Source organism: Cronobacter sp. HA18006, from assembly GCF_011605445.1.
Taxonomy (GTDB): Bacteria; Pseudomonadota; Gammaproteobacteria; order Enterobacterales; family Enterobacteriaceae; genus Cronobacter; species Cronobacter sakazakii.
The window spans coordinates 1,135,984-1,161,054 of the sequence record NZ_JAANQB010000011.1; the positions used below are offsets into that span (position 1 = coordinate 1,135,984).

At 57.0% G+C, this 25,071-nt stretch carries 27 protein-coding genes; 10 read left to right on the forward strand and 17 right to left on the reverse strand.

All coding sequences use genetic code 11. From position 1 onward, the window contains the following. Positions 1–7: 7 nt before the first annotated feature. From rsmF to G9X48_RS07120, 3 genes are all read left to right on the forward strand, one after another. On the forward strand, positions 8–1,450 hold the full coding sequence (rsmF, locus tag G9X48_RS07110; RefSeq protein ID WP_097641404.1) for a 16S rRNA (cytosine(1407)-C(5))-methyltransferase RsmF: 1,443 nt from the start codon (positions 8–10) through the stop codon (positions 1,448–1,450). 112 nt (positions 1,451–1,562) lie between these two features. Beyond that, a complete protein-coding gene (locus tag G9X48_RS07115) occupies positions 1,563–1,802 on the forward strand; it encodes a YebV family protein (protein WP_004386676.1) in 240 nt (79 codons plus the stop codon). Positions 1,803–1,926: 124 nt separating this feature from the next. After that, on the forward strand, positions 1,927–2,118 hold the full coding sequence (locus tag G9X48_RS07120) for a YebW family protein (RefSeq protein ID WP_004386675.1): 192 nt from the start codon (positions 1,927–1,929) through the stop codon (positions 2,116–2,118). Here G9X48_RS07120 and G9X48_RS07125 read toward each other — a convergent pair whose 3' ends face one another. The 7 genes from G9X48_RS07125 to yobA all read right to left on the reverse strand — a co-directional run bounded on the left by G9X48_RS07125 (position 2,119) and on the right by yobA (position 6,480). After that, positions 2,119–2,763 (reverse strand): metallophosphoesterase, encoded by a 645-nt coding sequence (locus G9X48_RS07125; protein ID WP_097641403.1) that lies wholly within the window; start codon positions 2,761–2,763, stop codon positions 2,119–2,121. 358 nt (positions 2,764–3,121) lie between these two features. Then, positions 3,122–3,214 carry a hypothetical protein gene (locus tag G9X48_RS21435; RefSeq protein ID WP_012124476.1) on the reverse strand — a complete coding sequence of 31 codons (93 nt, stop codon included), beginning with the start codon at positions 3,212–3,214 and terminating at the stop codon, positions 3,122–3,124. A gap of 345 nt (positions 3,215–3,559) precedes the next feature. After that, positions 3,560–3,895: a hypothetical protein gene (locus G9X48_RS07130; protein ID WP_097641402.1), complete on the reverse strand. Its 336-nt coding sequence runs from the start codon at positions 3,893–3,895 to the stop codon at positions 3,560–3,562. After that, positions 3,849–4,409, reverse strand: a complete 561-nt coding sequence (locus G9X48_RS07135) for a peptidoglycan-binding domain-containing protein (RefSeq protein WP_158686279.1) — start codon at positions 4,407–4,409, stop codon at positions 3,849–3,851. The genes G9X48_RS07130 and G9X48_RS07135 overlap by 47 nt, the downstream gene beginning before the upstream one ends. 469 nt (positions 4,410–4,878) lie before the next feature. Then, complete coding sequence (locus tag G9X48_RS07140; RefSeq protein ID WP_004386669.1) at positions 4,879–5,217, reverse strand: YebY family protein; 339 nt, start codon at positions 5,215–5,217, stop codon at positions 4,879–4,881. A 14-nt stretch (positions 5,218–5,231) separates the two neighbouring features. Next, complete coding sequence (gene copD / locus G9X48_RS07145) at positions 5,232–6,101, reverse strand: copper homeostasis membrane protein CopD (RefSeq protein WP_097641401.1); 870 nt, start codon at positions 6,099–6,101, stop codon at positions 5,232–5,234. Between the two features lie 4 nt (positions 6,102–6,105). Continuing rightward, the gene (yobA, locus tag G9X48_RS07150; RefSeq protein ID WP_007900668.1) at positions 6,106–6,480 is read right to left on the reverse strand and encodes a CopC domain-containing protein YobA; all 375 of its coding nucleotides are present in this window, start codon (positions 6,478–6,480) and stop codon (positions 6,106–6,108) included. Positions 6,481–6,626: 146 nt separating this feature from the next. Between yobA and G9X48_RS07155 the strand changes: the two genes are divergently transcribed. Both G9X48_RS07155 and exoX read left to right on the forward strand, forming a co-directional pair. Then, a complete protein-coding gene (locus G9X48_RS07155) occupies positions 6,627–6,857 on the forward strand; it encodes a DNA polymerase III subunit theta (RefSeq protein ID WP_007698883.1) in 231 nt (76 codons plus the stop codon). A gap of 71 nt (positions 6,858–6,928) precedes the next feature. Further along, positions 6,929–7,591, forward strand: coding sequence for an exodeoxyribonuclease X (gene exoX, locus G9X48_RS07160; RefSeq protein ID WP_007775901.1), 663 nt, complete (start codon positions 6,929–6,931; stop codon positions 7,589–7,591). Here exoX and ptrB read toward each other — a convergent pair. The 4 genes from ptrB to G9X48_RS07180 all read right to left on the reverse strand — a co-directional run bounded on the left by ptrB (position 7,588) and on the right by G9X48_RS07180 (position 11,551). Continuing rightward, on the reverse strand, positions 7,588–9,651 hold the full coding sequence (ptrB, locus tag G9X48_RS07165; RefSeq protein WP_097641400.1) for an oligopeptidase B: 2,064 nt from the start codon (positions 9,649–9,651) through the stop codon (positions 7,588–7,590). The genes exoX and ptrB overlap by 4 nt on opposite strands. Positions 9,652–9,740: 89 nt before the next feature. Continuing rightward, the gene (locus G9X48_RS07170; RefSeq protein ID WP_012124466.1) at positions 9,741–10,421 is read right to left on the reverse strand and encodes a tellurite resistance TerB family protein; all 681 of its coding nucleotides are present in this window, start codon (positions 10,419–10,421) and stop codon (positions 9,741–9,743) included. Between the two features lie 114 nt (positions 10,422–10,535). Continuing rightward, positions 10,536–10,883: a protein YebF gene (yebF, locus tag G9X48_RS07175; RefSeq protein WP_032989329.1), complete on the reverse strand. Its 348-nt coding sequence runs from the start codon at positions 10,881–10,883 to the stop codon at positions 10,536–10,538. Between the two features lie 317 nt (positions 10,884–11,200). Further along, positions 11,201–11,551, reverse strand: coding sequence for a YebG family protein (locus tag G9X48_RS07180; protein ID WP_004386660.1), 351 nt, complete (start codon positions 11,549–11,551; stop codon positions 11,201–11,203). Positions 11,552–11,683: 132 nt separating this feature from the next. Between G9X48_RS07180 and purT the strand changes: the two genes are divergently transcribed. Continuing rightward, positions 11,684–12,862, forward strand: a complete 1,179-nt coding sequence (gene purT, locus G9X48_RS07185) for a formate-dependent phosphoribosylglycinamide formyltransferase (protein ID WP_097641399.1) — start codon at positions 11,684–11,686, stop codon at positions 12,860–12,862. Positions 12,863–12,915: 53 nt separating this feature from the next. Here purT and G9X48_RS07190 read toward each other — a convergent pair whose 3' ends face one another. The 3 genes from G9X48_RS07190 to zwf all read right to left on the reverse strand — a co-directional run bounded on the left by G9X48_RS07190 (position 12,916) and on the right by zwf (position 17,134). Further along, positions 12,916–13,554, reverse strand: coding sequence for a bifunctional 4-hydroxy-2-oxoglutarate aldolase/2-dehydro-3-deoxy-phosphogluconate aldolase (locus G9X48_RS07190; RefSeq protein ID WP_007775914.1), 639 nt, complete (start codon positions 13,552–13,554; stop codon positions 12,916–12,918). Positions 13,555–13,612: 58 nt separating this feature from the next. Beyond that, positions 13,613–15,424: a phosphogluconate dehydratase gene (gene edd / locus G9X48_RS07195; RefSeq protein ID WP_097641398.1), complete on the reverse strand. Its 1,812-nt coding sequence runs from the start codon at positions 15,422–15,424 to the stop codon at positions 13,613–13,615. 234 nt (positions 15,425–15,658) lie between these two features. Then, complete coding sequence (gene zwf / locus G9X48_RS07200) at positions 15,659–17,134, reverse strand: glucose-6-phosphate dehydrogenase (protein ID WP_004384833.1); 1,476 nt, start codon at positions 17,132–17,134, stop codon at positions 15,659–15,661. A 353-nt stretch (positions 17,135–17,487) separates the two neighbouring features. On the opposite strand from zwf, the gene G9X48_RS07205 reads away from it, so the two are divergent. Together G9X48_RS07205 and pyk are read left to right on the forward strand one after the other, a co-directional pair. After that, a complete protein-coding gene (locus G9X48_RS07205; RefSeq protein WP_097641397.1) occupies positions 17,488–18,354 on the forward strand; it encodes a MurR/RpiR family transcriptional regulator in 867 nt (288 codons plus the stop codon). A gap of 129 nt (positions 18,355–18,483) precedes the next feature. Further along, positions 18,484–19,926 carry a pyruvate kinase gene (gene pyk, locus G9X48_RS07210; RefSeq protein ID WP_007868646.1) on the forward strand — a complete coding sequence of 481 codons (1,443 nt, stop codon included), beginning with the start codon at positions 18,484–18,486 and terminating at the stop codon, positions 19,924–19,926. Between the two features lie 66 nt (positions 19,927–19,992). Here pyk and lpxM read toward each other — a convergent pair whose 3' ends face one another. The 3 genes from lpxM to znuA all read right to left on the reverse strand — a co-directional run bounded on the left by lpxM (position 19,993) and on the right by znuA (position 23,378). Further along, positions 19,993–20,961 (reverse strand): lauroyl-Kdo(2)-lipid IV(A) myristoyltransferase, encoded by a 969-nt coding sequence (lpxM, locus tag G9X48_RS07215; protein WP_097641396.1) that lies wholly within the window; start codon positions 20,959–20,961, stop codon positions 19,993–19,995. 125 nt (positions 20,962–21,086) lie between these two features. Next, the gene (gene mepM, locus G9X48_RS07220; RefSeq protein WP_007850827.1) at positions 21,087–22,418 is read right to left on the reverse strand and encodes a murein DD-endopeptidase MepM; all 1,332 of its coding nucleotides are present in this window, start codon (positions 22,416–22,418) and stop codon (positions 21,087–21,089) included. 15 nt (positions 22,419–22,433) lie between these two features. Beyond that, positions 22,434–23,378 carry a zinc ABC transporter substrate-binding protein ZnuA gene (gene znuA / locus G9X48_RS07225; RefSeq protein WP_133115866.1) on the reverse strand — a complete coding sequence of 315 codons (945 nt, stop codon included), beginning with the start codon at positions 23,376–23,378 and terminating at the stop codon, positions 22,434–22,436. A 78-nt stretch (positions 23,379–23,456) separates the two neighbouring features. Here znuA and znuC point away from each other — a divergent pair, with 78 nt between their 5' ends. Together znuC and znuB are read left to right on the forward strand one after the other, a co-directional pair. Next, positions 23,457–24,212: a zinc ABC transporter ATP-binding protein ZnuC gene (znuC, locus tag G9X48_RS07230; RefSeq protein WP_004384827.1), complete on the forward strand. Its 756-nt coding sequence runs from the start codon at positions 23,457–23,459 to the stop codon at positions 24,210–24,212. Further along, positions 24,209–24,994: a zinc ABC transporter permease subunit ZnuB gene (gene znuB, locus G9X48_RS07235; protein WP_007868656.1), complete on the forward strand. Its 786-nt coding sequence runs from the start codon at positions 24,209–24,211 to the stop codon at positions 24,992–24,994. The genes znuC and znuB overlap by 4 nt, the downstream gene beginning before the upstream one ends. The last annotated feature ends 77 nt before the right edge of the window (positions 24,995–25,071 follow it).

The following is a 25,071-nucleotide window of genomic DNA, read 5'->3' on the forward strand; positions in this document are numbered from 1 at the left end:
TGTCGCCGTGGCGCAATTCGGTTCTGTCTGCCTTCCTGAAGCTTTTCTTGATGTTATGCGTGAAGCGATGCCCGCCGGGCTTGCGATGGACGATTTCATCGCCGCCTGCCAGCGCCCTCTGCGTCGCAGCATTCGCGTCAACACGCTGAAAATCAGCGTTGACGCGTTTCTGGCGCAGGTCGCGCCCTACGGCTGGCAGTTAACGCCCGTGCCGTGGTGCCCGGAAGGCTTCTGGATCGAGCGCGATGACGAAGACGCGTTGCCGCTTGGCAGCACCGCCGAGCACTTAAGCGGCCAGTTTTATATTCAGGAAGCGAGCTCCATGCTGCCGGTAGCGGCGCTGTTCGCCGATGGCAACACGCCTGCGCGCGTGATGGATGTTGCGGCGGCGCCCGGCTCGAAAACGACCCAGATAGCCGCGCTGATGCAAAACCAGGGCTTTATTCTCGCCAACGAATATTCCGCCAGCCGCGTCAAGGTATTGCACGCGAATATCAGCCGCTGCGGCATTCACAACGTCGGCCTGACCCATTTTGACGGTCGCGTTTTTGGTGCCGCGCTGCCGGAGCAGTTCGACGCCATTTTGCTGGATGCGCCCTGCTCCGGCGAAGGCGTGGTGAGAAAAGATCCGGACGCGCTGCGCAACTGGTCGCCGCAGAGCAACCAGGAGATCGCCGCCACCCAGCGCGAGCTTATCGACAGCGCTTTTCATGCGCTCGCCCCTGGCGGCACGCTGGTGTACTCCACGTGCACGCTGAACCGCGAAGAAAACCAGGAGACGGTACGCTGGCTGCTGGCGCGCTACCCGCAGGCGGTAGAAGTGCTCTCGCTTAAAGCCCTCTTCCCCGGTGCCGATGCGGCGCTGACCGAAGAAGGCTTTCTGCATGTCTTTCCGCAGATTTACGACTGCGAAGGCTTTTTTGTCGCGCGTCTGCGTAAAACCGCGAGCGTCGAGCCGCTGCCCGCGCCGACCTACAAAGTGGGCGCATTCCCGTTTACGCCGCTGAAAACTCGCGAAGCGCAGGCCGTCATCGCCGCCGCCAGAAAAGTCGGCCTCGAATGGGACGAGACGCTTGAGCTGTGGCAACGCGATAAAGAGATCTGGCTTTTCCCACAAGCTTTTACGCCGTTCATCGGCAAAGTGCGGTTCTCCCGCACTGGCATTCGTCTGGCTGAGATCCATAATAAAGGGTACCGCTGGCAGCACGAAGCCGTCGTCGCGCTGGCCGGAAGCGATAATCCGCTCGGCTTTGAGTTGTCTGCCGAAGAGGCTCAGGAGTGGTATCGCGGACGCGATGTCTGGCCGCAGACGGTGCCGGATGTCGATGACGTGATTGTCACTTTCCAGCATCAGCCGCTGGGTCTGGCGAAAAAAGTAGGCAGCCGACTGAAGAACAGTTATCCGCGCGAGCTGGTGCGCGACGGGGTTCTGTTCAGCGCGCCGGTTTAAGGCGCGCAAAAAAACACCAACGCATTTTTTGGCATTTCTTGCGCTTTTGACTACGCTTAACGGTGGGGCCTGACTGGTCATACCACCTGTGTACTGTCTGAGGGAGAACGTTATGTCAAAAACCAGCGTAAAAATCGGCACTTTCGAGATAGACGATGCAGAGCTGCACGGCGACTCGCCAGGCGAGCGCAAGCTGAGCATTCCCTGCAAATCAGATCCGGATCTCTGCATGCAGCTTGATGCCTGGGACGCCGAAACCAGCATTCCTGCCGTGCTCAACGGCGAACACTCCGTGCTATACCGCGAACATTACGACCAACAAGCTGATGCCTGGATCATGCGCCTTGCCTGATTCAAAAAGAACCCGTCGCTGAAGGCGGGTTATTTATTTACACGTCCCGATTCAGAACCTTCGGTTTTCCCTTCCCCCTCGCTTCTCCTACACTTATGACAAACGTTGTCACACAGAGGACGCCATGTTCGCTCTGGTTTTATTTGTTTGTTATCTGGATGGCGGTTGCGATGACATCGTCGTGGATGTGTTTAATACGGAACAGCAATGTCTGAAAGTGATGGATGAACAGCGGATGCGCCACGGGGGCTGCTACCCCGTTGAAGACTTTATCGATGGCTTCTGGCGCCCGGCGCGGGAGTACAGCGATTTCTGATCACTGCACGCGTACCAGCGTAAGCGTATTACCAAAGACCGCGCCGGTATCGATGTAATGCAGGTTCCCGAACGTGAGCGGCTCGCGCAGCGGCGTGTGGCCAAAATAGCACGCGTCCGCGCCCTCAATGCGCTCTTCTTTACCTGCCGATACCCGGTTTACTCTCGCCCGGCTCCACACCACCGCCTGTTCATCGAGCGGCTGACCCCAAATATAGCGCGACGCCGGATAATCGGCGTGCGCCACCACGATGAGCCTGTAGTGACTTTGTAGCTCGATCACCAGCGGCAGTTCGCGCACTCTGACAAATTGCGCCTGCGCCTCGTGCTTCTCCTTTTCAGAAAGCCCGAAATACCAGCTGCCGCCGTTTATTGCCCACAGCGCGTTGTCGCCGGAATCCAGCGCCTCGACTGCCATCGCCTCATGATTGCCGCGCACCGCGAAAAACCAGCGTTTGCCGATAAGCCGCAGGCAGCCCAGGCTATCCGGACCGCGATCGATTAAATCACCGACAGAAATAAGCGCGTCAACGCGCGGGTCGAAACGCTCGCGCTTCAGCGCGCTGACCAGCGCCTCCAGACAACCGTGCAGATCGCCCACAATAAAGATATGCCGCCACACTGCGCCGTCGATTCGCTGATACATCGCCTGCCCCTCTGGTTATCTGGCAAGTATAGCGCTGCATGACATAGCGTGATGCGCAGTGCGCCTTGCCAGTCGATGCGTTCGCGTGGGTGTTTGTCAGCAACCGTTGTGTCACCCATGAGTATGTTGTAACTAAAAAAGAGATGAATGGCAGCGTTTATCTCGTTAATGCGTAAAGAGACGCTTACCCGGCTAAGGATGTTCTATGCTTAAAGCAAGCAACGTCGGGAGGTGTCCTGTGACCATTTTTACTCACGAAGCTATCGTCAGTTTTATTGGCTGTGTGGTGGCGGCTATTTTTATGCTCTGGCTGTTTGGCCGCAAACACGATAAATAGCCCGCACAGGCGCAGGCCGGTTTACCACAGCCCTATAACGGAAGAGGCGCCGGCCAGTTCACGCAGCGCGTCGAGCGTCAGCAGGAGACCAAAAACATAGATAAACGGATTCATCGGGATTAACTCCTTGTTTTCCTGCTTTTACTATACTTCATCCCTTAGCCTGCTACCGGTTCGCCTTCACAAATCCACCAGATTTAGTGGGCGGAATTTCTGTTCACATAAGGATGGGATGGTTGGTTCCTTTGCGAAAGAACGGTATGACCTTAATCATCATGAATTCATGATCCAGAGATAATCCTGACTGATATTGAGAAGGGAGCAGAAAGTAACAAGCATAACCAGAGCGTGAATAAACGTTATGCTGAAGGCTTGACGCGAAGTCATTAACTGGCGGCACCCGGTTATAGGATGTCGCCTCAGAAACCCCGTCGAATAATACGATGCGAGTACGCTCATTCAGAGATCGTACTCAGCAATTATTTGTTCTACCTCATGATTTCCCTTATATTTTTTCTTTAGTTGCTCTTGTTGCTGACGCGCCGCTGTACAATATTTATCTACGCCTGCCTCAATTTCCTTTTGGCGGCTTTTAGGTAACGTGCTGTCCCACTCACCAGCAAAGTGCTGGCATTCATCAGCGTTATCCTGAAAAGCTTTCACATCAGGCTGTACGGGTTCAGCCTGTACTGCGGTACATCCTTCTATCAGCAAAAAAGCGACGACCATCATCATTATTTTTTTCATGTTATCTCCCATCAGATGACCAGTGAGGCTTGTCCCGAGCACCACCATGATATTTTATCACGTTATAATTTCTGCCTACCTGATGGAGTTCTGTATTCATTCCATCTCGCGGCGGTGTTCTGATAATGACAGCGTTATTATATTTATCGATGATATGCAGATCGCCTGACCACGAAATGTTCATATCAATCGCATTCCCCTCAGTATGACGGCTTTGTAACGCTGGAGCCACATGCAACCCACTCATACCATAGGCCGCGACCATCGCATTCGCTTCACGCAAACTCTTAGCGTCATTGCCATGATCCCATTCAATATCAACGCCAGCCATTGGGGGTACATCGGAAGCTTTGACCAGTTCCCGGCTAATTTTCCAGCACCAGTGCATCAGATAAGCTCTTTCTGGTGGGCGAAGCGTAGCGGCTATAGTTACTACTGCTCCAGCTTGCCGTAAGGCGGCCAAAAATTGTTCAACATTGGTTCTGAATGGATAGCTTAACGTTTCAGTGGAAGCACTACCCTGAAATTTATTAACCCAAGCTGTTCCGCTTAACTCCTTCATTTTATTCTCCTTTTTTGGCATCCCTCTGATAAAAGAAGGCAGTATATGCTAATTAAATCCCCCAGAAATGAATAGCGTCTCACCCCCCCCTAAAAATAGTACAACCTATTGGTTCAAAAAGACTTGAAAACCACTTTCGCTCCCTTCAGACCTGTCTGAATCAATAATATTTAAATAAAAGGGTATTTATTAAGGATGATTTAGTTTATTACTTATAAACGAAGGATAAAAAAAGACCGAATACGATTCCTGTATTCGGTCCAGGGAAATGGCTCTTGGGAGAGAGCCGTGCGCTAAAAGTTGGCATTAATGCAGGCTCAGTCGCCTTGCCTTTTAAGAATAGATGACGACACCAGCTTTTCCAGTTTGCGGCTAAAGTCGCAGCAAAAAGCGGTCAGAACGTCATAAAAAAGAAAAACCGCAACGCGCCCTGGCGGGCTGTTGCGGTTTTTTTATGCGTGACGGGAAATTAGCAGAGTTTTTGTGCGCGCTCGATAAACGGTGCCAGGCTCATCTTCTGCCCCGGATGCGCCGGGTCATCAATCTGGATGACCGAGATCGGCTGGCCGGTGACTTTGCCCTGCGCCAGCTGTTTTTCAGCCACATCATTGAGCGGATACTGCATCAGCGTGCTGGGGTTAATCGCAAACAGCGCATCGCCAGGACGGCACGCGAGCATCACTTCTTCACGGTTGAACGCCCATTTGTCTTTGCCGATTTCATAGCGGCTGACCGTAATAATCTGCGGCGCGGCGAGAGCCATGCCGGAACAGGAGAGCATCAGCAGCGCAAGCAGCGATTTCTTCATTATTTTCTCACCAGTTAGAAAGGTTCCCAGGTGGCGAACAGGCTGACGCTTAACAGCACCAGCGCACCGAGCGCCACTTCCAGTTTTGTCATCAGGATAAACCGGCGCTGCGCCGTCGCCTGACGTGAAAATTTCGGCACCAGAACATAACGGTTAATCAGCGCGATGACCACCATCACCGCCACCAGCGCGATTTTCAGCGCCAGCAGACGCACATACCCGCTATGTAACGGCCATGCTATGCCGAGGATCAGTACGCTGTTAACGATGCCTGTCGCGATGACACCGGCTACCGCGATGTGTCCGTAGCGCGAAAAGCGCATCATGGCGGTAATGGCGTCGGCGCGCCATGTGACCTCTTTCGCCAGGCGCATCAGCATCAAGAGCGGCACGAGACCACCAAACCACCAGGCCGCACACAGCACATGTAGCGCATAGCCAATCCGCTGGAGCGCGCCGGTCAGCCCTTCGTGCATCGCGCCATGCCCGACGCCCGCGAGCAACACGAGCTGCGCGCAAAAGAGTAACAGTAACAGGCCGCCGCGCCGTGATGCCAGGCAGAGACACGGCAGCGTCACCAGCGCCAGCAGGATTTGCCACAGCCATACCGCGCCGAAGCGCGTCGATAACATCGCCTGCCAGATAGCCGGGCGCAGGCTGTCCGCCGCGCCGTCGCCCATCAGTCCCGCCTGCACCGCGTAAATCGCCACGGCGCTAATAGCCGTCGTCAGCGCAGCACCGCGCCAGAGCGTACGCAGGCGCTGCGCCAGCGGTTCTGCGAGCGCGGGAGGTGCCAGCCACGTGCAGAACAGCGCGCCGCCCGCGCCGGACATCAGCGCGGCGACATGGACAAAACGCAGCGCGACATAAACGCTTTCCAGCACGACGTTACTTCACGCTAAACCGGTAGCTGCCTTTGGTTTTATGGCCATCCACCGACACCACGTGCCACTGTACCTGGTACTCACCGCTCGCAAGGGGTGCAGCAAGCGGTGCCACCAGCTGTTTGTCATCATTCGGCGCGCGTTTGACCGCGCCGGTAGCCATTTTTTTGCCATTCGGGCCAGTCAGCGTCACGCCGCTGAACGCAGGCTCGATGCCTTCGGAAAAGGTTAAAGTCAGCGCTTCGGGCGAGGCGTCAACCGTCGCGTTCGCGGCAGGCTGCTGGGCTTTCAGATGCGCATGCGCCCACACGGCAGGCGTGGTCATGACGGCGGCGACCAGCGCCAGCGCACGGCAAAAACGTGCGGTAAACAGTGCCATATCAGTCATTCCTTTTTATTATAAATCAGGCGCAAGAATACCTTCGCGCTGATGGCAAGTCGAGCCGGGAAGGCACATCCCGCCACATAAGGCTTGTCATCCGGCGCGCGGCGCAGTACCTTCACGGCGATTAACAGGAGCACACCATGAACCAGAACCTTGCCCTTCTTCCGCAGGAAGAGATGGATAAAGTGAATGTCGATCTGGCGGCGTCCGGCGTAGCGTTTAAAGAGCGCTACAACATGCCGGTTATCGCCGAAGCCGTTGAGCGCGAACAGCCTGAGCATCTGCGCGACTGGTTTCGCGAGCGTCTTATCGCGCATCGCCTGGCGTCGGTGAATCTCTCCCGCCTGCCTTACGAGCCTAAAATGAAATAATGGCTTTCTGCCTTGCCCGCCGGTCCATCTGACAACGGCGGGCGTCTGTTTTTCCTTCCGGCGGAGCGCATATGCTACGGATTATTGATACCGAAACCTGCGGACTGCAGGGCGGCGTTGTCGAAGTGGCGTCGGTGGACATCATCGACGGCGCGATAGTCAACCCGATGAGCGATCTGGTGCGCCCGGACCGCCCTATCAGCCACCAGGCGATGGCGATACATAAAATTACCGAGGCGATGGTCGCGGATAAACCCTATATCGAAGAGGTGATCCCGCGCTATCACGGCAGCCAATGGTATGTGGCGCATAACGCCAGCTTTGACCGCAAAGTGCTGCCTGAAATGCCGGGCGAGTGGATCTGCACCGTCAAGCTGGCGCGCCGCCTGTGGCCAGGCATTCGCTACAGCAATATGGGGCTGTATAAATCGCTTAAGCTACAGGTCGAAACGCCGGAGGGGTTGCACCATCACCGCGCGCTGTTCGACTGCTACATCACCGCGGCGCTGCTGCTGGAGATAATGAAAGTCTCCGGCTGGACGCCAGAAGAGATGGTGAATATCACCGGCCGCCCGCAGCTTATCGCCACGCTGCCGTTTGGCAAATATCGCGGCGAGCCGGTGGCCGATATCGCCGGGCGCGATCCGGGGTATCTGCGCTGGATGCTCAATAACGTCAAACAGCTCAACCCTGATTTACGTCTGACGTTAAAGCACTACCTCGATAACGATTAATCCGCGAGCTGGTCCGGCGGCAGCGTGCCCTGGGCCAGTCCAATCAGAAACGCGTATTCCATCGCCACGCCCTCGTACGATTTAAAACGCCCCGATTTCCCGCCGTGACCGGAATCCATATCGGTACAAAGCAGCAGCAAATTGTCATCGGTTTTAAGCTCACGCAGTTTCGCCACCCATTTCGCCGGTTCCCAGTATTGCACCTGCGAGTCGTGCAGGCCGGTGGTCACCAGCAGGTGCGGATAGCGCTGCGCGCTCACGCAGTCATAAGGGCTGTAGCTTTTCATGTAGAAATAGTATTCCCGATCCGCCGGATTGCCCCACTCCTCAAATTCACCGGTGGTCAGCGGAATGGATTCATCGAGCATGGTGGTGACGACATCGACAAACGGCACCTGCGCAATCACGCCGCGAAAGAGCTCCGGACGCTCGTTAATCGCCGTGCCCATCAGCATCCCGCCCGCACTGCCGCCCATGCCGAACAGGTACGCCGGATCGCCATAGCCCTGCGCCAGCAGCGCGTCGCACACGTCGAGATAATCGTTGAAGGTATTTTTCTTCTTCAGAAATTTGCCTTCTTCATACCACTGCTGGCCAAGTTCACCGCCGCCGCGCACATGGGCAATGGCATAGACGAAGCCGCGATCCAGCAGGCTCAAACGGCTGGCGCTGAAATCGGCATCGATACAGGTGCCATAAGAGCCGTAACCGTACACCAGTAGCGGGTTTTTCCCTTCGCGGAAATGGTCTTTGTGATAAACAAGCGACACCGGCACTTCGACGCCGTCGCGCGCGGTGATCCACAGGTGTTCGCTCCGGTAGTTGGCTGCGTCAAACCCCGCCACTTCCGTTTGCTTCAGCACACGGCGCTCGCCGGTTTCCATGTTCAGTTCAAAGAGCGTGTCCGGCATCGTCATTGACGAGTAGCCGTAACGCAGCTTGCAGGTTTCCGGCTCCGGGTTGTAGGCAACCCAGGTGACATACGCCGGATCGTCAAAAGCGATGCCCGTAGATTCATGCGTTTTGCGGTTGATTTGCCGCAGACTGGTGAGGCCGCGCTGGCGTTCTTCCACCACCAGCCAGTCGGCAAACAGCGTAAAGCCCTCCAGCATTACGTTCTCGCGTGCCGGGATTATCTCTTCCCAGCGCGCTTCATCGCGCACGCGGCTGCGGTACAGGCCGAAGTTTTTCCCGTCGCGGTTGGAGCGGATATAAAACATATGCTGGAAGTGATCGACGCTGTATTCGTGATCTTTACGGCGCGGCAGAAAGCTTAGCGGCGGCGCGTCCGGGAGATCGGCGTTCACTAACAGCACTTCTGTCGTGGTGGCGCTGCCGAGGAAAATCAGAATGAAATTCTGCGAGGTGGTTTTGTAGAGGCTGACGTAAAACGTCTCGTCTTTTTCTTCATAAACCAGTTCATCCTGATCGGGAGCGGTGTCGAGGGTGTGCCGCCAGATCTGGTACGGCAGCAGCGTCACCGGATGTTTACGCACGTAATAGAGCGTGCGGGAGTCGTTGGCCCAGACGAAACTCGCCGAGACATTCTCCAGTACTTCCGGGTACCACTGCCCGGTTTCGAGATTGCGAAAGCGCAGCCCGTACTGGCGGCGTGAGAGAAAATCCTCCGCCACCGCCATCACGGTGTTATCTGGCGCAATATCCATCCCACCAAGCGTATAGAATTCGCTGCGGGCGGCGCGTTTATTGCCATCCAGCAGTTCTTCCCAGGCTTCCCACTCGCTAAGGACAACCGACTGGCGCTGGTAGATGGCGTATTCGCAGCCGGTGTCGTAAATCTGCCGGTAGCGATAGCCATTTTTGACGTACGGTGCCGAGACGTCACGTGGCGGAATACGGCTGACCATTTCAGAGAGCAGCCGCTCTTCCAGCGCGCTTTGCGTGGACATCACGCGTCGCCCGTAGTCATTCTCCTGGCGTAAATAATCCAGCACGTCCGGCTGCGAGCGCGTGTCGTCCCGCAGCCAGTAATAGTTGTCGATGCGGGTGTCGCCATGCTGTGTGATGGCGTAGGGGATCTGTTTCGCTTTCGGTGGCATGTCGCTGTTCTTTTTGTTTAACACCCTGTAAGGGTGGCAAAACCCGCGCGCGTTGCAAGCGAAACATGCCTGTTTATGACATTATCTGCTTATCCCGGCAGCGCTTTTTTCTCCTGCTGGATGTCGCGCTCAATCTCTTCACGTACCTCCTGCGGGATTTTAAGAGCGTCGCCAAGCGCCTGCAGATAGCTGCGTTCCATAAAGTGATCGATATCGATCGCGGCACAGCTCAGGAAATAGAGCTCCAGCGCCTCTTCTTCGTTTTTCACGTCGGCGGCAAGGCGCATCGGGTCGAGCGGCTGATTAATCGCCTGCTCCACCAGCACGCGCCCCTGCTCTTCAATGCCCGCTTCGCGTAGCTGACGCTCAATGGCCGCACGCTCACTGTCATCGATATGCCCGTCGCTTTTGGCGGCGAAGACCAGCGCCAGCACAAGACGCTCGGCGCGGCGATCCAGCGGCGTCTGCTGTTGCCCGTATTGCGGCTCATCCTGGTGCGCCGCGCGGATTTTATCTTTGTACTTGTTCCACAGCACCGTGCCCGCCACGGCTCCGCCGCCCACCAGCAGCGCGCCGCCGCCATATTTCGCGAGCAGCTTGCGCGACGATTTGCTGGCCACCAGTAAGCCCGCGAGACCGCCGAGCGCGCCAGGGGTTATCAGGCTGCTCAACCCTTTAGAGCGCAACGCGTCCTGAATACCCGGTTTACCGGATGACATGCCGCCGCTCTGCCCCAGCATCGACTGAAGCTGTGTTAACCAGTTGCTCATTATGTTCCTCTGCGCTGATGAGTAATAACCCAAGCGTAAGCGAGCGGACGTCAAGATGTGTCGGGGAACCGCAAGGAAGGGAAAAGACGCGGCCCCGGAAAGGGCCGCAGAGGATCAGTGCTGGTAATGCGCCTCGCCTGCCGCGCAGTCGACCATGACTTTGTAGTGAATGTCGGTATTTTTACCGCGCACGGTCAGCGGAACAGTCCATTTATCGTCTTTGCCGACAATCTCTTTGCTGTTGATCCAGGCGACCGGATCGGCCTGCCCTAACGTTTTCTGGTCGTCCGCCCATTTCACGATACGGTTTTGCAGATAATCGCGCTTCACGCTCGCGGCAATGCCTTCCGCCATCATGCCTTCGCATTTAGGGAAATGCACCTTACGCGGATCGTCAGCGTGTACGGCGCTTGCCGCGCTGAGTAACAGAAAAGAAATCAGGACTCCTGCTGTTTTTTTCATCGTACTTCTCCGAAGACGGGTGATGAAAAAAGCCTGGTACAAAACCAGCGAAGCGCAAGCGAACCACACAAAAGGAAGGGATTAAAAGAAGGAGAACATCAGCAGAAGAGTGAAAAGCGTTGCGTTATATATCCTGGACCGCAGACCGCAGACCGCAGACCGCAGACCGCAGGAAAATATAACAGAGAGGAATTCGCCTGTAGCCACCGCGCCCGCATTTTGCGAACGCAGCACGCGCCGCTGGTGCGCCAAAGCAGCACCGCAGGAAACCGCACCGCTGGCGAGGTAAACCCGCCAGCGACACAGAGAGAAAGCTATCAGGCCGCTTTGGTGCGTTTACGCGCGCTGTGCAGCGCGACGGTGCCCTCTTCGCTTTCAGCTGATTCTTCAGTCGAAGCCTCGGCTGTGCCGTCAGTCTGCTCGCTGGTTTCCTGCGGCAGACGACCGGTGCGCACGATGGTGCTAAGGTTGTCTTTCTGCTCCGCCATCCACAACGCCAGTTGCTCAACCTGACCTTCCGCAAAACCGACAGGCGCCTGACCCAGCCAGCCTTCCAGCGCTTCGGCTAAATCCAGCATTTTGTCCCAGGCGTCGGCTTCCTTCTTACTGGCAAATGACATTTTTTCCACACCCTCACGGATTACGACGTATTTAATTTCTACCGCCATGTTGCAACTCCCGTTACTGTATTTATATACAGTATAACGCTGTGAAACGGGAAATGCAAACGGCGCGCGCTGCGCAAGGCAAACGTTTTCGTATATACTGCCGCCAGAATTTCACACAGCAGGAATACCGCTATGGCTATGTTAGGAACCGCACTACGCCCGTCAGCAACCCGCGTGATGCTGCTTGGCTCAGGAGAACTTGGAAAAGAAGTGGCGATCGAATGCCAGCGCCTGGGCATTGAGGTGATTGCCGTCGACCGCTACGCCGATGCGCCCGCCATGCAGGTGGCGCACCGCAGCCACGTTATCAATATGCTCGACGGCGCGGCGCTGAAAAAACTGGTGGCGCAGGAGATGCCGGATTTCATCGTGCCGGAGATTGAAGCCATCGCGACCGACGCGCTTGTGGAGCTTGAACAACAAGGCCAGCGCGTGGTGCCCACCGCCCGCGCCGCGCGTCTTACCATGAACCGTGAAGGCATTCGCCGCCTCGCCGCTGAAGAGCTTGGACTGCCGACCTCCGCCTATCGCTTCGCCGAAAACGAGGCGGAATTTCGTGAGGCGGTGGCGGAAATCGGCCTGCCGTGTATCGTCAAACCGGTTATGAGTTCCTCCGGCAAGGGCCAGAGCTTTATTCGCAGCAGCGATGCGCTCGACGATGCCTGGCAGTACGCGCAACAGGGCGGACGCGCCGGCGCGGGAAAAGTCATTGTTGAAGGCGTGGTGAAATTTGATTTTGAAATCACCCTACTGACCATCAGCGCCGTGGACGGCGTGCATTTTTGCGCGCCCATCGGCCACCGCCAGGAAGATGGTGATTACCGCGAATCCTGGCAGCCGCAGCAGATGAGCGATGTGGCGCTTGCCCGCGCGCAGGAGATTGCGCAGAAGGTGGTAGAGTCGCTCGGCGGTTACGGCCTGTTCGGCGTGGAGCTGTTTGTCTGCGGCGATGAAGTGATATTCAGTGAAGTGTCGCCGCGCCCGCACGACACCGGAATGGTGACGCTTATCTCTCAGGATCTCTCAGAGTTCGCGTTGCACGTGCGCGCGTTTCTCGGCTTGCCGGTCGGGGGCATTCGCCAGTACGGCCCGGCCGCTTCGGCGGTGATCCTGCCAACGCTGAAAAGTGATGATGTGAAGTTTGGCGAGCTTGCCGGGGCGCTGGGCGCGGGTTTGCAACTGCGGCTGTTCGGCAAGCCGGAAATCGACGGTTCGCGCCGCCTCGGCGTGGCGCTCGCGACAGGCGAGACGGTCGATGACGCCATCGCGCGCGCGAAAGCATCCGCCGCGGCCGTGAGCGTTAAGGGCTAAAAAAAACGCGCCGCCCGTGAAGGCGGCGCGCTGCGTTTTATCTCGCGCGAAAGTTACTGCGCGCCTTCCACCGCTTCGCGGGCAAGTTCGGTAATGCGATCCCAGTCGCCCGCTTCCATCGCGTCCGCCGGTACCAGCCAGGAGCCGCCGATGCACAGCACGCTTTTCAGCGCCAGGTAGTCACGATAGTTGGCAGGCGAAATGCCGCCGGTCGGGCAGAAACGCACCTGGGAGAACGGCCCTGCGATGGCCTGCAACGCTTTGGTGCCGCCATTGGCTTCCGCCGGGAAGAATTTGAACTCTTTCAGGCCATAATCCATGCCCAGCATCAGCTCAGAAACGGTGCTGATGCCCGGGATGAGCGGGATAGTGCCTTCGGTCGCGGCCTTCAGCAGCGGCTCGGTGAGGCCCGGACTGATGGCAAACTGCGCGCCAGCCTCGGTAACGTCTTTGAGCTGCTGCGCGTTCAGTACGGTGCCCGCGCCGATGATGGCGTCCGGCACTTCTTTAGCGATAGCGCGGATAGCATCCAGCGCGCACGGCGTGCGCAGGGTCACTTCCAGCACGCGCACACCGCCCGCCAGCAGCGCCTTCGCCATCGGGACCGCGTGCTCCAGCTTGTTAATCACAATCACCGGCACAACCGGACCGCTTTTCAGGATCTGTTCGGCACTCGTTTTCCAGTTTTTCATCTGTGGATCTCTCCCGCCATTTTTAAAAAGGTGTGGTGCGACTGTGCGCACCTGACAGTTAAAATTCGATGCAGGTCGCGCCCTGCTCGGCCCCGGACAAGTTTTCACGCAGCGCGCCGAACAGCTCGCGCCCCGTTCCCACGCGCTGGGCGCTGAGATCCGGATGGTGCGGCTCACGCTGCGCCAGTTCGGCGTCATCTACCAGCAGCGTCAGTTCGCCGGTCTGGCCGTTGACGCGAATGAGGTCGCCGTCGCGCACTTTCGCGAGCAGCCCGCCGTCGTATGCTTCGGGCGTCACGTGGATGGCCGAAGGCACTTTCCCCGAGGCACCGGAAAGGCGACCGTCCGTGACCAATGCAATTTTGAAACAGCGGTCCAATAATACACCAAGCGGCGGCATAAGTTTATGTAATTCTGGCATACCGTTCGCTTTTGGCCCCTGGTGGCGCACGACTATCACGCAGTCACGATCCAGCAGACCGGCTTCAAAGGCAGGCAGTACGTCGTGCTGGCTTTCGAACACCACGGCAGGCGCTTCCACCACCTGGTTTTCCACCGGCACCGCAGAGGTTTTCATCACCGCGCGGCCCAGATTGCCGCTCAGCACTTTGGTGCCGCCATGCTTCGAGAACGGTTTATCGATAGTGGCGATGATAGCGTCATCCAGCGAAGCCTGTGCCCCGTCGCGCCACGCGAGTTCGCCGTTATCAAGCCACGGCTCCTGGGTGTAGCGCGTAAGGCCAAAGCCCGCTACGGTGTTGACATCTTCATGCAACAGACCGCCTTTCAGCAGCTCGCGCATCAGTACCGGTACGCCGCCCGCGGCCTGGAAATGGTTGATATCCGCCGGGCCGTTCGGATAGAGACGCGCCAGCAGCGGCACGACGTCTGAGATCTCGGAGAAGTCGTCCCAGTTGATGATGATGCCCGCCGCGCGCGCCATCGCCACCAGATGCATCGTATGGTTGGTGGACCCGCCGGTGGCGAGTAGCGCCACGATACCGTTGACCACCACTTTTTCATCCACCAGTTTGCCAAGCGGCATCCACTCGTTACCGTTGCCGGTAAGGCGCGTCACCTGGCGCGCGGCCGCGGCGGTCAGCGCGTGGCGCAGCGGCGCGTCCGGGTGAACAAACGAGGAGCCCGGCAGCTGCATCCCCATAAATTCAATGACCATCTGGTTGGTGTTGGCGGTGCCGTAAAATGTGCAGGTGCCCGGCTCATGATAGGACGCGGCTTCGGATTCCAGCAGCGCCGCGCGATCCACTTTGCCTTCGGCATAAAGCTGGCGAATGCGCACTTTCTCTTTGTTCGGCAGGCCGCTCGACATCGGCCCCGACGGGATAAACACGGCAGGCAGATGCCCGAAAGAAAGTGCCGCCATTACCAGCCCCGGCACGATTTTGTCGCACACGCCGAGATAGAGCGCGCCATCGAACATATTGTGCGACAGCCCCACCGCCGCCGACATGGCGATCACTTCGCGGCTCAGCAGCGACAGCTCCATACCGTCCTGCCCCTGCGTCACGCCATCGCACATGGCAGGCACGCCGCCCGCTACCTGTGCCACCGCGCCGACGCTGTGTAGCGCCTCGCGGATCTGCTGTGGGTAGGTTTCGTAAGGCTGATGCGCGGAGAGCATGTCGTTATAGGAGGTAATGATGCCGATATTGTTACGCAGCATGCTTTTCAGCGCCGCTTTGTCATCCGGCTGGCAGGCGGCAAAGCCGTGCGCCAGATTACCGCAGGCGAGGCTGGCGCGATGGACCGTCTGGCTCTTCGCCTGCTCAATGCGGGCAAGATAAGCTTCTCGCGTGGCACGAGAGCGTTCGGCAATACGTTTTGTTACCCGTAACAATTCAGGATGCATAAAAAGTCCTCTCTGTTATGTCTGCCTGAGGCCGCCTTTTCAGGCGTTGCGCAACGCCGCGGGGTTATCACGTATACGTGCCAGCCGCGCCTCATAAGAGCAAAATCGCTTCAGCCAGTGTAATGAAAAAAGCCCCGCTGGTGAATCCAGACGGGGCTTTAAAAAAGAATTTTTTACACAACACCTGTTTCGGATCATGTTACCGGTAAAGTAACACTCCTCCGTACCGGTCGATTACTCGAACTCGTTCCAGGAACGACCGTCGCGGGTAATCATCGCGACCGAGGCGACAGGGCCCCAGGTGCCGGCCTGATACGGTTTCGGCGCGTCGTTGTCCGCCGCCCAGGCTTCGGTGATGGAGTCGACCCATTTCCAGGCCTCTTCCACTTCATCGCGACGCACGAACAGCGCCTGAATACCGCGCATGGTTTCGAGCAGCAGACGCTCGTAGGCATCGGCCAGGTGGCTTTCGTTAAAGGTCTCTGAGTAGCTCAGATCCAGCTTGGTGGTTTGCAGGTTGTGCTTGTGATCAAGCCCCGGCACTTTGTTCAGCACCTGGATATCCACGCCTTCGTCTGGCTGCAGACGGATAGTGAGCTTGTTCTGCGGCAGATCCTGCCAGGAGTCTTTAAACAGGTTCAGCTCCGGCGTTTTGAAATAGACCACGACTTCAGAGCATTTGGTCGGAAGACGTTTACCGGTACGCAGGTAGAACGGCACGCCCGCCCAGCGCCAGTTGTCGATATCCACGCGGATAGCCACAAACGTTTCCGTATGGCTGGTTTTGTTAGCGCCCTCTTCTTCCAGATAACCCGGCACTTTTTTGCCCTGCGCGAAACCCGCGGTGTACTGGCCACGCACGGTTTTCTCACGCACGTTGGAGCGGTCGATACGGCGCAGCGAGCGCAGCACTTTCACTTTTTCGTCGCGAATGCTGTCGGCAGTCAGGTCAGACGGCGGCGACATCGCAATCATGCAGAGGATTTGCAGCAGGTGGTTCTGGATCATGTCGCGCATCTGGCCCGCCTGATCGAAATAGCCCCAGCGGCCTTCGATGCCCACTTCTTCGGCCACGGTGATTTCCACGTGATCGATAGTGCGGTTGTCCCAGTTGTTGACGAACAGCGAGTTGGCGAAGCGCAGCGCCAGCAGGTTCAGCACCGTCTCTTTACCGAGGTAGTGGTCGATACGGTAGACCTGGCACTCTTCGAAGAATTTACCGACCTGGTCGTTAATCTCGCGGGAGGTTTCAAGCGAGGTGCCAAGCGGTTTTTCCATTACCACGCGCGCCGGTTTGGCGTTAAGTTTCGCCGCCCCCAGGCCTTCGCAAATCGCGCCAAAAGTGCTTGGCGGCATGGCGAAGTAGTTAATGGTGACGCGGTTTTTCTGATCCAGCATTTTGCCGAGACGAGTAAACGCGGCGGTGTCGTTGACATCCAGATTACAAAAATCGAGACGGCCGCTTAAGGTGTCCCACAGGGCTTCGTCGATTTTTTCTTTCATGAAGGTTTCAAGCGCTTCACGGACGACTTTGGTATAGGCTGCTTTATCCCAGTCCGCGCGGCCTACCCCCAGAATGCGGGTATCCGGATGGATTTGGCCCGCTTTTTCCAGCTGATACAGGGAAGGCAACAGTTTTCGGCGCGCCAGATCGCCTTTGGCGCCGAAAATCACTAAGTCGCACGCCTGCGCTGTTTGCGTTACCGCCATGTCTTTCTCCTCGTTTCGGAATCCCTGTCGGGACAGGTCATCATTGTAATTTTCTTACACTGCACTCTACTGCTTTTAGGTCTTTCAGGATACTCCTAAGCGTCTGGCGTTGATGACTAAAGCATCATGCAACCCGGCGATCGCTCTGAAAGTGGCCCACTGCGCCCGGCTGGCGCTTTTTCCGCCACCGATGCCATAACAAAATCAGACCGCGATCATGTTATGAAAAAAAACAACAACATTGTCTTTTTCAGCCAGCCTGCACCTGTACTATCAGGAGTATATTCTCGATAAAACTCATCGTCGTTTCCCAATCGTGTGAAATGACGCTCTCTGCGGGTCTCATGTTAGCAATGAACATGCTGGAAAAGATCCAGTCGCAACTGGAACATCTGAGTAAATCTGAACGCAAAGTCGCTGAAGTGATTCTGGAATCGCCTGCACAGGCGATGCATTCGAGTATCGCGACGCTTGCAAGCGAAGCGGGCGTCAGCGAGCCGACCGTCAACCGCTTCTGCCGGAGCCTTGAGACCAAAGGCTTTCCTGATTTTAAACTGCATCTGGCCCAGAGTCTCGCCAACGGCACGCCGTATGTGAATCGCAACGTCGATGAAGATGACAGTGTCGAAGCCTATACCACGAAAATTTTTGAATCCGCGATGGCAAGCCTCGATCACGTGCGCCAGTCGCTCGATATGGCGACGGTGAACCGGGCCGTGGATATGCTCACCCAGGCGAAGAAAATCGCGTTTTTTGGTCTGGGATCGTCGGCGGCCGTGGCGCATGACGCGATGAATAAGTTCTTCCGTTTTAATGTGCCTGTCGTCTATTCCGACGATATTGTCGTGCAGCGTATGAGCTGCATGAATGGCGGCGCCGATGACGTGGTGGTGCTGATTTCTCACACGGGGCGCACGAAAAGTCTGGTGGAGCTGGCGCGTCTTGCCCGCGACAACGACGCGCTGGTGCTGGCCATCACTTCTCGTGGGTCGCCGCTTGCCCGGGAAGCGAGTCTCGCTCTGCTGCTGGACGTGCCGGAAGATACCGACATCTATATGCCGATGGTTTCACGGCTTGCGCAGCTGACCGTCATCGATGTGCTGGCGACGGGGTTTACGCTGCGTCGCGGGGCAAAATTCCGGGATAACTTGAAGCGAGTCAAAGAAGCGCTCAAGGAATCGCGTTTTGATAAGGGCTTACTGGTTTCTGACGACCAGTAATCATTTTTATAACAAAGTTGTAACTTACAAAGCCATTCGGTTATGGTTTGTGTCTCTATTCGAAACAGGCCACCGCGCCGAATTTATGTTCACGCAACACCAAAGTTGTTTCAGTCAACGGAGTAATACATGTCCAGACGGCTTCGCAGAACCAAAATCGTGACCACGTTAGGCCCGGCTACTGACCGCGATAATAACCTCGAAAAAATTATCGCCGCTGGCGCGAACGTAGTGCGTATGAACTTCTCGCACGGGACGCCGGAAGATCATCAGCTTCGCGCTGATAAAGTCCGCGAGATCGCGGCCAAACTGGGACGTCACGTCGCTATTCTCGGCGACTTACAGGGACCGAAAATTCGCGTCTCTACCTTTAAAGAAGGCAAAGTTTTCCTCAACATTGGCGATAAATTCCTGCTCGACGCCAACCTCGGCAAAGGCGAAGGCGATAAAGAAAAAGTCGGTATCGACTATAAAGGCCTGCCGGCGGACGTGGTGCCAGGCGATATCCTCCTGCTGGACGACGGCCGCGTACAGCTGAAAGTCCTTGAAGTCCAGGGCATGAAAGTCTTCACCGAAGTCACCGTCGGCGGCCCGTTGTCGAATAACAAAGGTATCAACAAGCTGGGTGGCGGGCTTTCCGCTGAAGCGCTGACCGAAAAAGATAAAGCCGACATCATCACCGCGGCGAAAATCGGCGTGGATTATCTGGCCGTCTCCTTCCCGCGCTGCGGCGAAGATCTGAACTACGCTCGCCGTCTCGCACGCGACGCGGGCTGTGACGCGAAAATTTGCGCCAAAGTCGAGCGCGCCGAAGCGGTATGCAGCAACGAAGCGATGGATGACATTATTCTGGCGTCTGATGTCGTGATGGTTGCGCGTGGCGACCTGGGCGTTGAAATCGGCGATCCGGAGCTGGTCGGCATCCAGAAAACCCTTATTCGTCGTGCCCGTAAGCTGAATCGTGCCGTCATCACCGCGACCCAGATGATGGAGTCGATGATTACCAACCCGATGCCAACCCGTGCTGAAGTCATGGACGTGGCGAACGCTGTGCTGGACGGCACCGACGCCGTGATGCTGTCGGCGGAAACCGCCGCAGGCCAGTACCCGGCAGAAACCGTTTCAGCGATGGCGCGCGTCTGCCTCGGGGCGGAGAAAATCCCGAGCATCAACGTTTCTAAACACCGCCTGGATGTGGAGTTTGATAACGTTGAAGAAGCGATTGCGATGTCGGCCATGTACGCGGCCAACCACCTGAAAGGCGTAAGCGCGATTATCACCATGACTGAATCAGGTCGCACCGCGCTGATGACCTCGCGTATCAGCTCCGGCCTGCCGATTTTCGCCATGTCCCGCCATGAACGCACCCTGAACCTGACCGCGCTTTATCGCGGCGTGACGCCGGTTTATTTCGACAGCGCCAACGACGGCGTGGCGGCGGCGCAGGATGCCGTTAACCTGCTGCGTGACAAAGGTTATCTGGTGACTGGCGATCTGGTTATCGTTACCCAGGGTGACATGATGGGCACCACCGGCAGCACCAACACCACACGCGTGCTGACCGTCGACTAAACGCCATAAAAAAAGGGCCTGTGCCCCTTTTCTCACTATTTAAGCCGCTCGCTCTGAGCGGCTTTTTTATTTCGGATAGAGATCCTTGCGGCGATACGGCTCAGTCTCGCCTGCTTTACGCGTTTTCAGAAGTTTAAGGATCCAGGTGTATTGCTCAGGGTGCGGGCCGACGAAATGTTCCACCTCTTCGTTCATACGGCGCGCCAGCGTCACGTCATCGGCGTTTGCGAGATCATCCATTGGCGGACGTATCAGCACATCAAGACGGTGCGTTTTAGCGTTATAAACCGGGAAGAGCGGGATCACTCGCGCGTTACAGACTTTCATCAGGCGGCCCACTGCCGGGAGCGTTGCTTTATAGGTTGCGAAAAAATCAACAAATTCGCTCTGCTCTGGTCCGTGATCCTCATCCGGCAGATAGTAACCCCAGTAGCCTTCGCGCACCGATTTAATAAACGGTTTGATGCCGTCCTGGCGGGGATGTAAACGCCCGCCAAAACGCCTGCGCACGGTGTTCCAGACATAATCTAACAGCCGGTTACCCTGATGATGGAACATCGCCGCCATGCGCACGCCGCGCGAGGCCAGCAGCATCGCCGGAATATCGACGCCCCAGCCGTGAGGGACGAGCAAAATGACATTTTCTTTGTTCGCCAGCAGCTCGTTAAGAAATGCTTCACCGTGCCAGTCAACGCGGTTTAAGACTTTTTCCGGGCCACGCAGCGCCAGTTCGGCCATAAACACCATCGCCTGCGGCGCGGTGGCGAACATATTATCGATAATCGCTTCGCGCTGCGCCTCGGAGAGCTCAGGGAAGCAGTAAAACAGGTTGATGCGGGCACGACGACGGGCACTTTGACCGAATTTTCCCGCCAGCCGGCCGAGTTTACCGAGCAGCGGATCGCGAAAAGACGGCGGCGTCAGGGCGAGTGCCGCACAGGCGCCAATTCCGAGCCAGGCGCCCCAGTAGCGCGGGTGCAGGAACGCGCGCTCGAATTCGGGAATGTATTCACTTTTTGTTTTTTTTGTGTCCATGACGGTTCTCAGGCCAGAGCCAGGTAATCAAAAGAGAAAATAATGAAGGAGTTTAGCGGCGGCAGGACCGCCAGACAAAATAAAAAGCCGGCGCGCGAAGGCACCGGCTGTGAATTGCCGCGCTTTTAATCAAGCGTCAGTTGCGGCACCACTTCTTTGACCTTCGCCAGGAAGTCGCTGCGATCGGAGCCGGTCAGGCCTTCAGAGCGCGGCAGCTTGGCGGTCAGCGGGTTAACGGCCTGCTGGTTGATCCAGATTTCATAATGGAGATGCGGGCCGGTGGAACGCCCGGTGTTACCGGAAAGCGCGATGCGATCGCCGCGTTTCACTTTCTGGCCCGGTTTCACCAGCAGCTTTTTCAGGTGCATATAGCGGGTGGTATAGGTGCGGCCGTGACGGATAGCGACATAATAGCCCGCCGCCCCGCTACGCTTGGCCATCACCACCTCGCCATCGCCCACCGCCAGTACCGGCGTACCCTGCGGCATCGCGAAATCGACACCTTTATGCGGTGCCACGCGCCCCGTTACCGGGTTCAGACGACGCGGGTTGAAGTTCGATGAAACGCGGAACTGACGCGACGTCGGGAAGCGCATAAAGCCTTTGGCAAGCCCCGAGCCGTTGCGGTCGTAGAATTTGCCGTCTTCGGCGCGGATCGCATAATAATCTTTGCCGGAGGAACGCAGACGAACGCCGAGCAACTGGCTCTGTTCACGCTTGCCGTCGAGCATTTCGCGCGACATCAGCACCGAGAACTCATCGCCTTTTTTCAGCTTACGGAAGTCCATCTGCCACTGCATCGCTTTGATGACGGCGCTGATTTCCGCGCTGGTGAGGCCCGCCTCTTTGGCGCTGGCAACAAAGCTGCCGCCCACGGTGCCTTTCAGCACGTTGTTCACCCAGTCGCCCTGCTGCACTTCGCTACTCATTTTGAAGCCGCCTGCAGGCGTGCGGTCATAGGTGCGGGTTTCGCGGCGCGACATCTCCCAGGTCAGGCGCTGTAATTCGCCGCTGTCGGTGAGCGTCCAGGAGATCTGCTGGCCGATTTTAAGGTTACGCAGGTCTTTATCGACCGACGCGAGCTGGCTGATATCCCCCATATCGATACCGTACTGGTTCAGTACGCTGCTTAAGGTATCGCCAGTGGAAACCACATATTCATGCACCCCGGCTTCACCGGCGGTTTTATCGTCAAGCTCATCCTGCGGGATAGCTTCGTCATCTTCTGGTGCGGCCTGATCGATAGGTTCGCTCGCCTCCGGCAGCAGAGAGCGGATCTCGCTCTTGCGCAGCTCAATGGTTTTTACGACGGGCGCTGATTCCGATTCGGGGTGGTAAATGTACGGCCGCCAGACGGCGACCGCGAGTGTGAGAACTGTAAGAGACCCCAGCATAACGCGATGGGGTCGTGGCAGGTTGTTAAATGCCAGGGCGACAGAGCGGGCTATCTGTTGCACGTATCCACTTCCTCGTTAATCTCCTTTCAGGCAGCTGGCATATTGGTTAGATAACTGAGTCAGAAACTGCATGTAGCTGTCCTTACCCAGGCTGACAGACGTTCCCAGCGGGTCGAGCGTTCCCATTCGAACTTTCGTACCCTTGGCAACGGCTTCAATCACCGCCGGCCTGAACTGTGGCTCAGCAAAAACGCACTCGGCTTTTTGCTCAACCAACTCTGTTCTTATTTCATGTAAACGCTGCGCACCGGGCTGGATTTCGGGATTCACGGTAAAATGGCCGAGCGATGTCAGGCCGTAATGTTTTTCGTAATAGCCGTAAGCGTCATGAAAAACGAAGTATCCTTTCCCTTTCAGCGGTGCCAGCTCGTTCGCCACCTGTTTGTCTGTCCGGGCCAGTTCGGCCTCGAAGCGCTGGAGGTTGGCGTCCAGTTTGGCTTTGCTTTGCGGCATAAGTTCCACTAATTTTTCGTGGATTGCAACCGCCGACGCCCGGGCGATTTCCGGCGACAGCCAGATGTGCATGTTATAATCGCCATGATGGTGATGTTCGTCACTTTCTGCACCCTGATGCGCATGTTCGTCATGATCATCATCGTCATCATCAGCGCCTTTCATCAGAAGCGGTTTCACAGACGCAAGCTCGCTTAGCGCCAGATTTTTTTGCGCCGGTAACGCCTTCACGGATTTATCCATAAAGGCTTCCATATCGGGCCCGATCCAGACCACTAAATCCGCTTTCTGTAAGCGTTTAACATCGGAAGGGCGCAGCGCGTAATCATGCTCTGAAGCGCCGTCTGGCAGCAGAACTTCGGTGGGCGTAACGCCATCTGCGATGGCGGAAGCGATAAAGCCTACCGGCTTAAGCGAAGCGACTACGGCGGCCTGAGCGCTGCTGGCTGCACCACCCAGGATTGCTGCACTGAGTGCAGCGCAAAGAAGCGTATTTTTATGTAACATAATGCGACTTATCATCGTTATGAATGTTGGAAGTGTGATATTATAACATTCGAAAACTTCTGCAATCACTAAATTGCCATGACTAATCTTGTATCGCTTCAGAATGTTAGCGTCTCCTTCGGGCAACGCCGCGTTTTATCTGACATTTCTTTAACCCTCACTGGCGGACGCATCCTGACGCTGCTTGGCCCGAATGGTGCCGGAAAATCGACGCTGGTCAGAGTGGTTCTCGGGCTGGTAGCACCCGATGAAGGGGTTATCAAGCGCGAGCGCCAGCTGCGCATCGGTTATGTGCCGCAAAAGCTGCATCTCGACGCCACGCTGCCGCTCACGGTCAGTCGTTTCATGCGTCTGCGCCCCGGCACACGTAAAGCGGATATCCTGCCTGCGCTCAGGCGCGTCCAGGCCGGGCATCTTATCGACGCGCCGATGCAAAAACTCTCCGGCGGTGAAACCCAGCGCGTGCTGCTGGCGCGCGCGCTGCTGAATGCGCCGCAATTGCTGGTGCTTGATGAACCCACCCAGGGCGTGGACGTCAACGGCCAGGTGGCGCTGTATGATTTAATCAACCAGTTGCGTAATGAACTCAATTGCGGCGTGCTGATGGTGTCGCACGATTTGCATCTGGTGATGGCCAAAACAGATGAAGTGTTGTGTCTGAATCATCACATCTGCTGCTCCGGCACGCCGGAAGTGGTTTCCATGCACCCCGAATTTATCTCGATGTTTGGCCCGCGCGGCGCAGAACAGCTGGGAATTTACCGTCATCACCATAACCACCGTCACGATTTGCAGGGACGGATTATTCTGCGCAAGGGAAATGGCTCGTTATGATTGAACTTCTGCTTCCCGGCTGGATGGCCGGAATGCTGCTGGCCTGCGCCGCAGGCCCGCTGGGCTCGTTCGTGGTCTGGCGTCGGATGTCTTATTTTGGCGATACGCTGGCGCATGCCTCGCTCCTCGGCGTCGCTTTCGGGCTTCTGCTGGATGTCAACCCGTTCTACGCGGTGATTGTGGTCACGCTGCTGCTGGCGGGCGGGCTGGTCTGGCTTGAGAAGCGCCCGCATCTGGCGATAGACACGCTGCTTGGCATTATGGCGCACAGCGCGCTGTCGCTCGGTCTTGTTGTGGTGAGCCTGATGGGCAATATCCGCGTCGATTTAATGGCCTACCTGTTCGGCGATCTGCTGGCGGTGACGCCTGCCGATCTGCTCTCCGTCGGGCTGGGTGTCGCCGTCGTGCTCGGCGTGCTGTGCTGGCAGTGGCGGAATTTACTCTCCATGACCATCAGCCCCGATCTCGCCTTTGTGGACGGCGTGCCGTTACAGCGCGTCAAAATCCTGCTGATGATGGTGACGGCGCTGACGATTGGCGTGGCGATGAAGTTTGTCGGGGCGCTGATTATCACGTCACTGTTGATTATCCCGGCGGCAACCGCGCGCCGTTTTGCCCGTACGCCTGAGCAGATGGCGGGCATTGCGGTCGGACTTGGCATGGTGGCGGTCACGGGTGGCCTGACGTTCTCCGCCTTTTACGACACGCCTGCCGGCCCTTCGGTGGTGCTGTGCGCCGCGCTGCTGTTTATTTTCAGCATGGCGAAGCGTCCGCCAGCCTGACGCGGGCTGCGCGGTGAAATGGTTAACAAAAAAGCGCCCTGAGGGCGCTTTTTTTGTACGTAGCCTTCACTCAAATC

What these genes read in the sequence shown, in the direction of transcription:
- G9X48_RS07115 (WP_004386676.1), top strand. Translation starts at nt 1,563, where the DNA reads ATGTCAAAAACCAGCGTAAAAATCGGCACTTTCGAGATAGACGATGCA.
- G9X48_RS07120 (WP_004386675.1), top strand. Translation starts at nt 1,927, where the DNA reads ATGTTCGCTCTGGTTTTATTTGTTTGTTATCTGGATGGCGGTTGCGAT.
- G9X48_RS07125 (WP_097641403.1), bottom strand. Translation starts at nt 2,763, where the DNA reads ATGTATCAGCGAATCGACGGCGCAGTGTGGCGGCATATCTTTATTGTG.
- G9X48_RS21435 (WP_012124476.1), bottom strand. Translation starts at nt 3,214, where the DNA reads ATGAATCCGTTTATCTATGTTTTTGGTCTCCTGCTGACGCTCGACGCG.
- G9X48_RS07130 (WP_097641402.1), bottom strand. Translation starts at nt 3,895, where the DNA reads ATGGTGGTGCTCGGGACAAGCCTCACTGGTCATCTGATGGGAGATAAC.
- G9X48_RS07135 (WP_158686279.1), bottom strand. Translation starts at nt 4,409, where the DNA reads ATGAAGGAGTTAAGCGGAACAGCTTGGGTTAATAAATTTCAGGGTAGT.
- G9X48_RS07140 (WP_004386669.1), bottom strand. Translation starts at nt 5,217, where the DNA reads ATGAAGAAATCGCTGCTTGCGCTGCTGATGCTCTCCTGTTCCGGCATG.
- yobA (WP_007900668.1), bottom strand. Translation starts at nt 6,480, where the DNA reads ATGGCACTGTTTACCGCACGTTTTTGCCGTGCGCTGGCGCTGGTCGCC.
- G9X48_RS07155 (WP_007698883.1), top strand. Translation starts at nt 6,627, where the DNA reads ATGAACCAGAACCTTGCCCTTCTTCCGCAGGAAGAGATGGATAAAGTG.
- exoX (WP_007775901.1), top strand. Translation starts at nt 6,929, where the DNA reads ATGCTACGGATTATTGATACCGAAACCTGCGGACTGCAGGGCGGCGTT.
- ptrB (WP_097641400.1), bottom strand. Translation starts at nt 9,651, where the DNA reads ATGCCACCGAAAGCGAAACAGATCCCCTACGCCATCACACAGCATGGC.
- G9X48_RS07170 (WP_012124466.1), bottom strand. Translation starts at nt 10,421, where the DNA reads ATGAGCAACTGGTTAACACAGCTTCAGTCGATGCTGGGGCAGAGCGGC.
- yebF (WP_032989329.1), bottom strand. Translation starts at nt 10,883, where the DNA reads ATGAAAAAAACAGCAGGAGTCCTGATTTCTTTTCTGTTACTCAGCGCG.
- G9X48_RS07180 (WP_004386660.1), bottom strand. Translation starts at nt 11,551, where the DNA reads ATGGCGGTAGAAATTAAATACGTCGTAATCCGTGAGGGTGTGGAAAAA.
- purT (WP_097641399.1), top strand. Translation starts at nt 11,684, where the DNA reads ATGGCTATGTTAGGAACCGCACTACGCCCGTCAGCAACCCGCGTGATG.
- G9X48_RS07190 (WP_007775914.1), bottom strand. Translation starts at nt 13,554, where the DNA reads ATGAAAAACTGGAAAACGAGTGCCGAACAGATCCTGAAAAGCGGTCCG.
- edd (WP_097641398.1), bottom strand. Translation starts at nt 15,424, where the DNA reads ATGCATCCTGAATTGTTACGGGTAACAAAACGTATTGCCGAACGCTCT.
- zwf (WP_004384833.1), bottom strand. Translation starts at nt 17,134, where the DNA reads ATGGCGGTAACGCAAACAGCGCAGGCGTGCGACTTAGTGATTTTCGGC.
- G9X48_RS07205 (WP_097641397.1), top strand. Translation starts at nt 17,488, where the DNA reads ATGAACATGCTGGAAAAGATCCAGTCGCAACTGGAACATCTGAGTAAA.
- pyk (WP_007868646.1), top strand. Translation starts at nt 18,484, where the DNA reads ATGTCCAGACGGCTTCGCAGAACCAAAATCGTGACCACGTTAGGCCCG.
- lpxM (WP_097641396.1), bottom strand. Translation starts at nt 20,961, where the DNA reads ATGGACACAAAAAAAACAAAAAGTGAATACATTCCCGAATTCGAGCGC.
- znuA (WP_133115866.1), bottom strand. Translation starts at nt 23,378, where the DNA reads ATGTTACATAAAAATACGCTTCTTTGCGCTGCACTCAGTGCAGCAATC.
- znuC (WP_004384827.1), top strand. Translation starts at nt 23,457, where the DNA reads ATGACTAATCTTGTATCGCTTCAGAATGTTAGCGTCTCCTTCGGGCAA.
- znuB (WP_007868656.1), top strand. Translation starts at nt 24,209, where the DNA reads ATGATTGAACTTCTGCTTCCCGGCTGGATGGCCGGAATGCTGCTGGCC.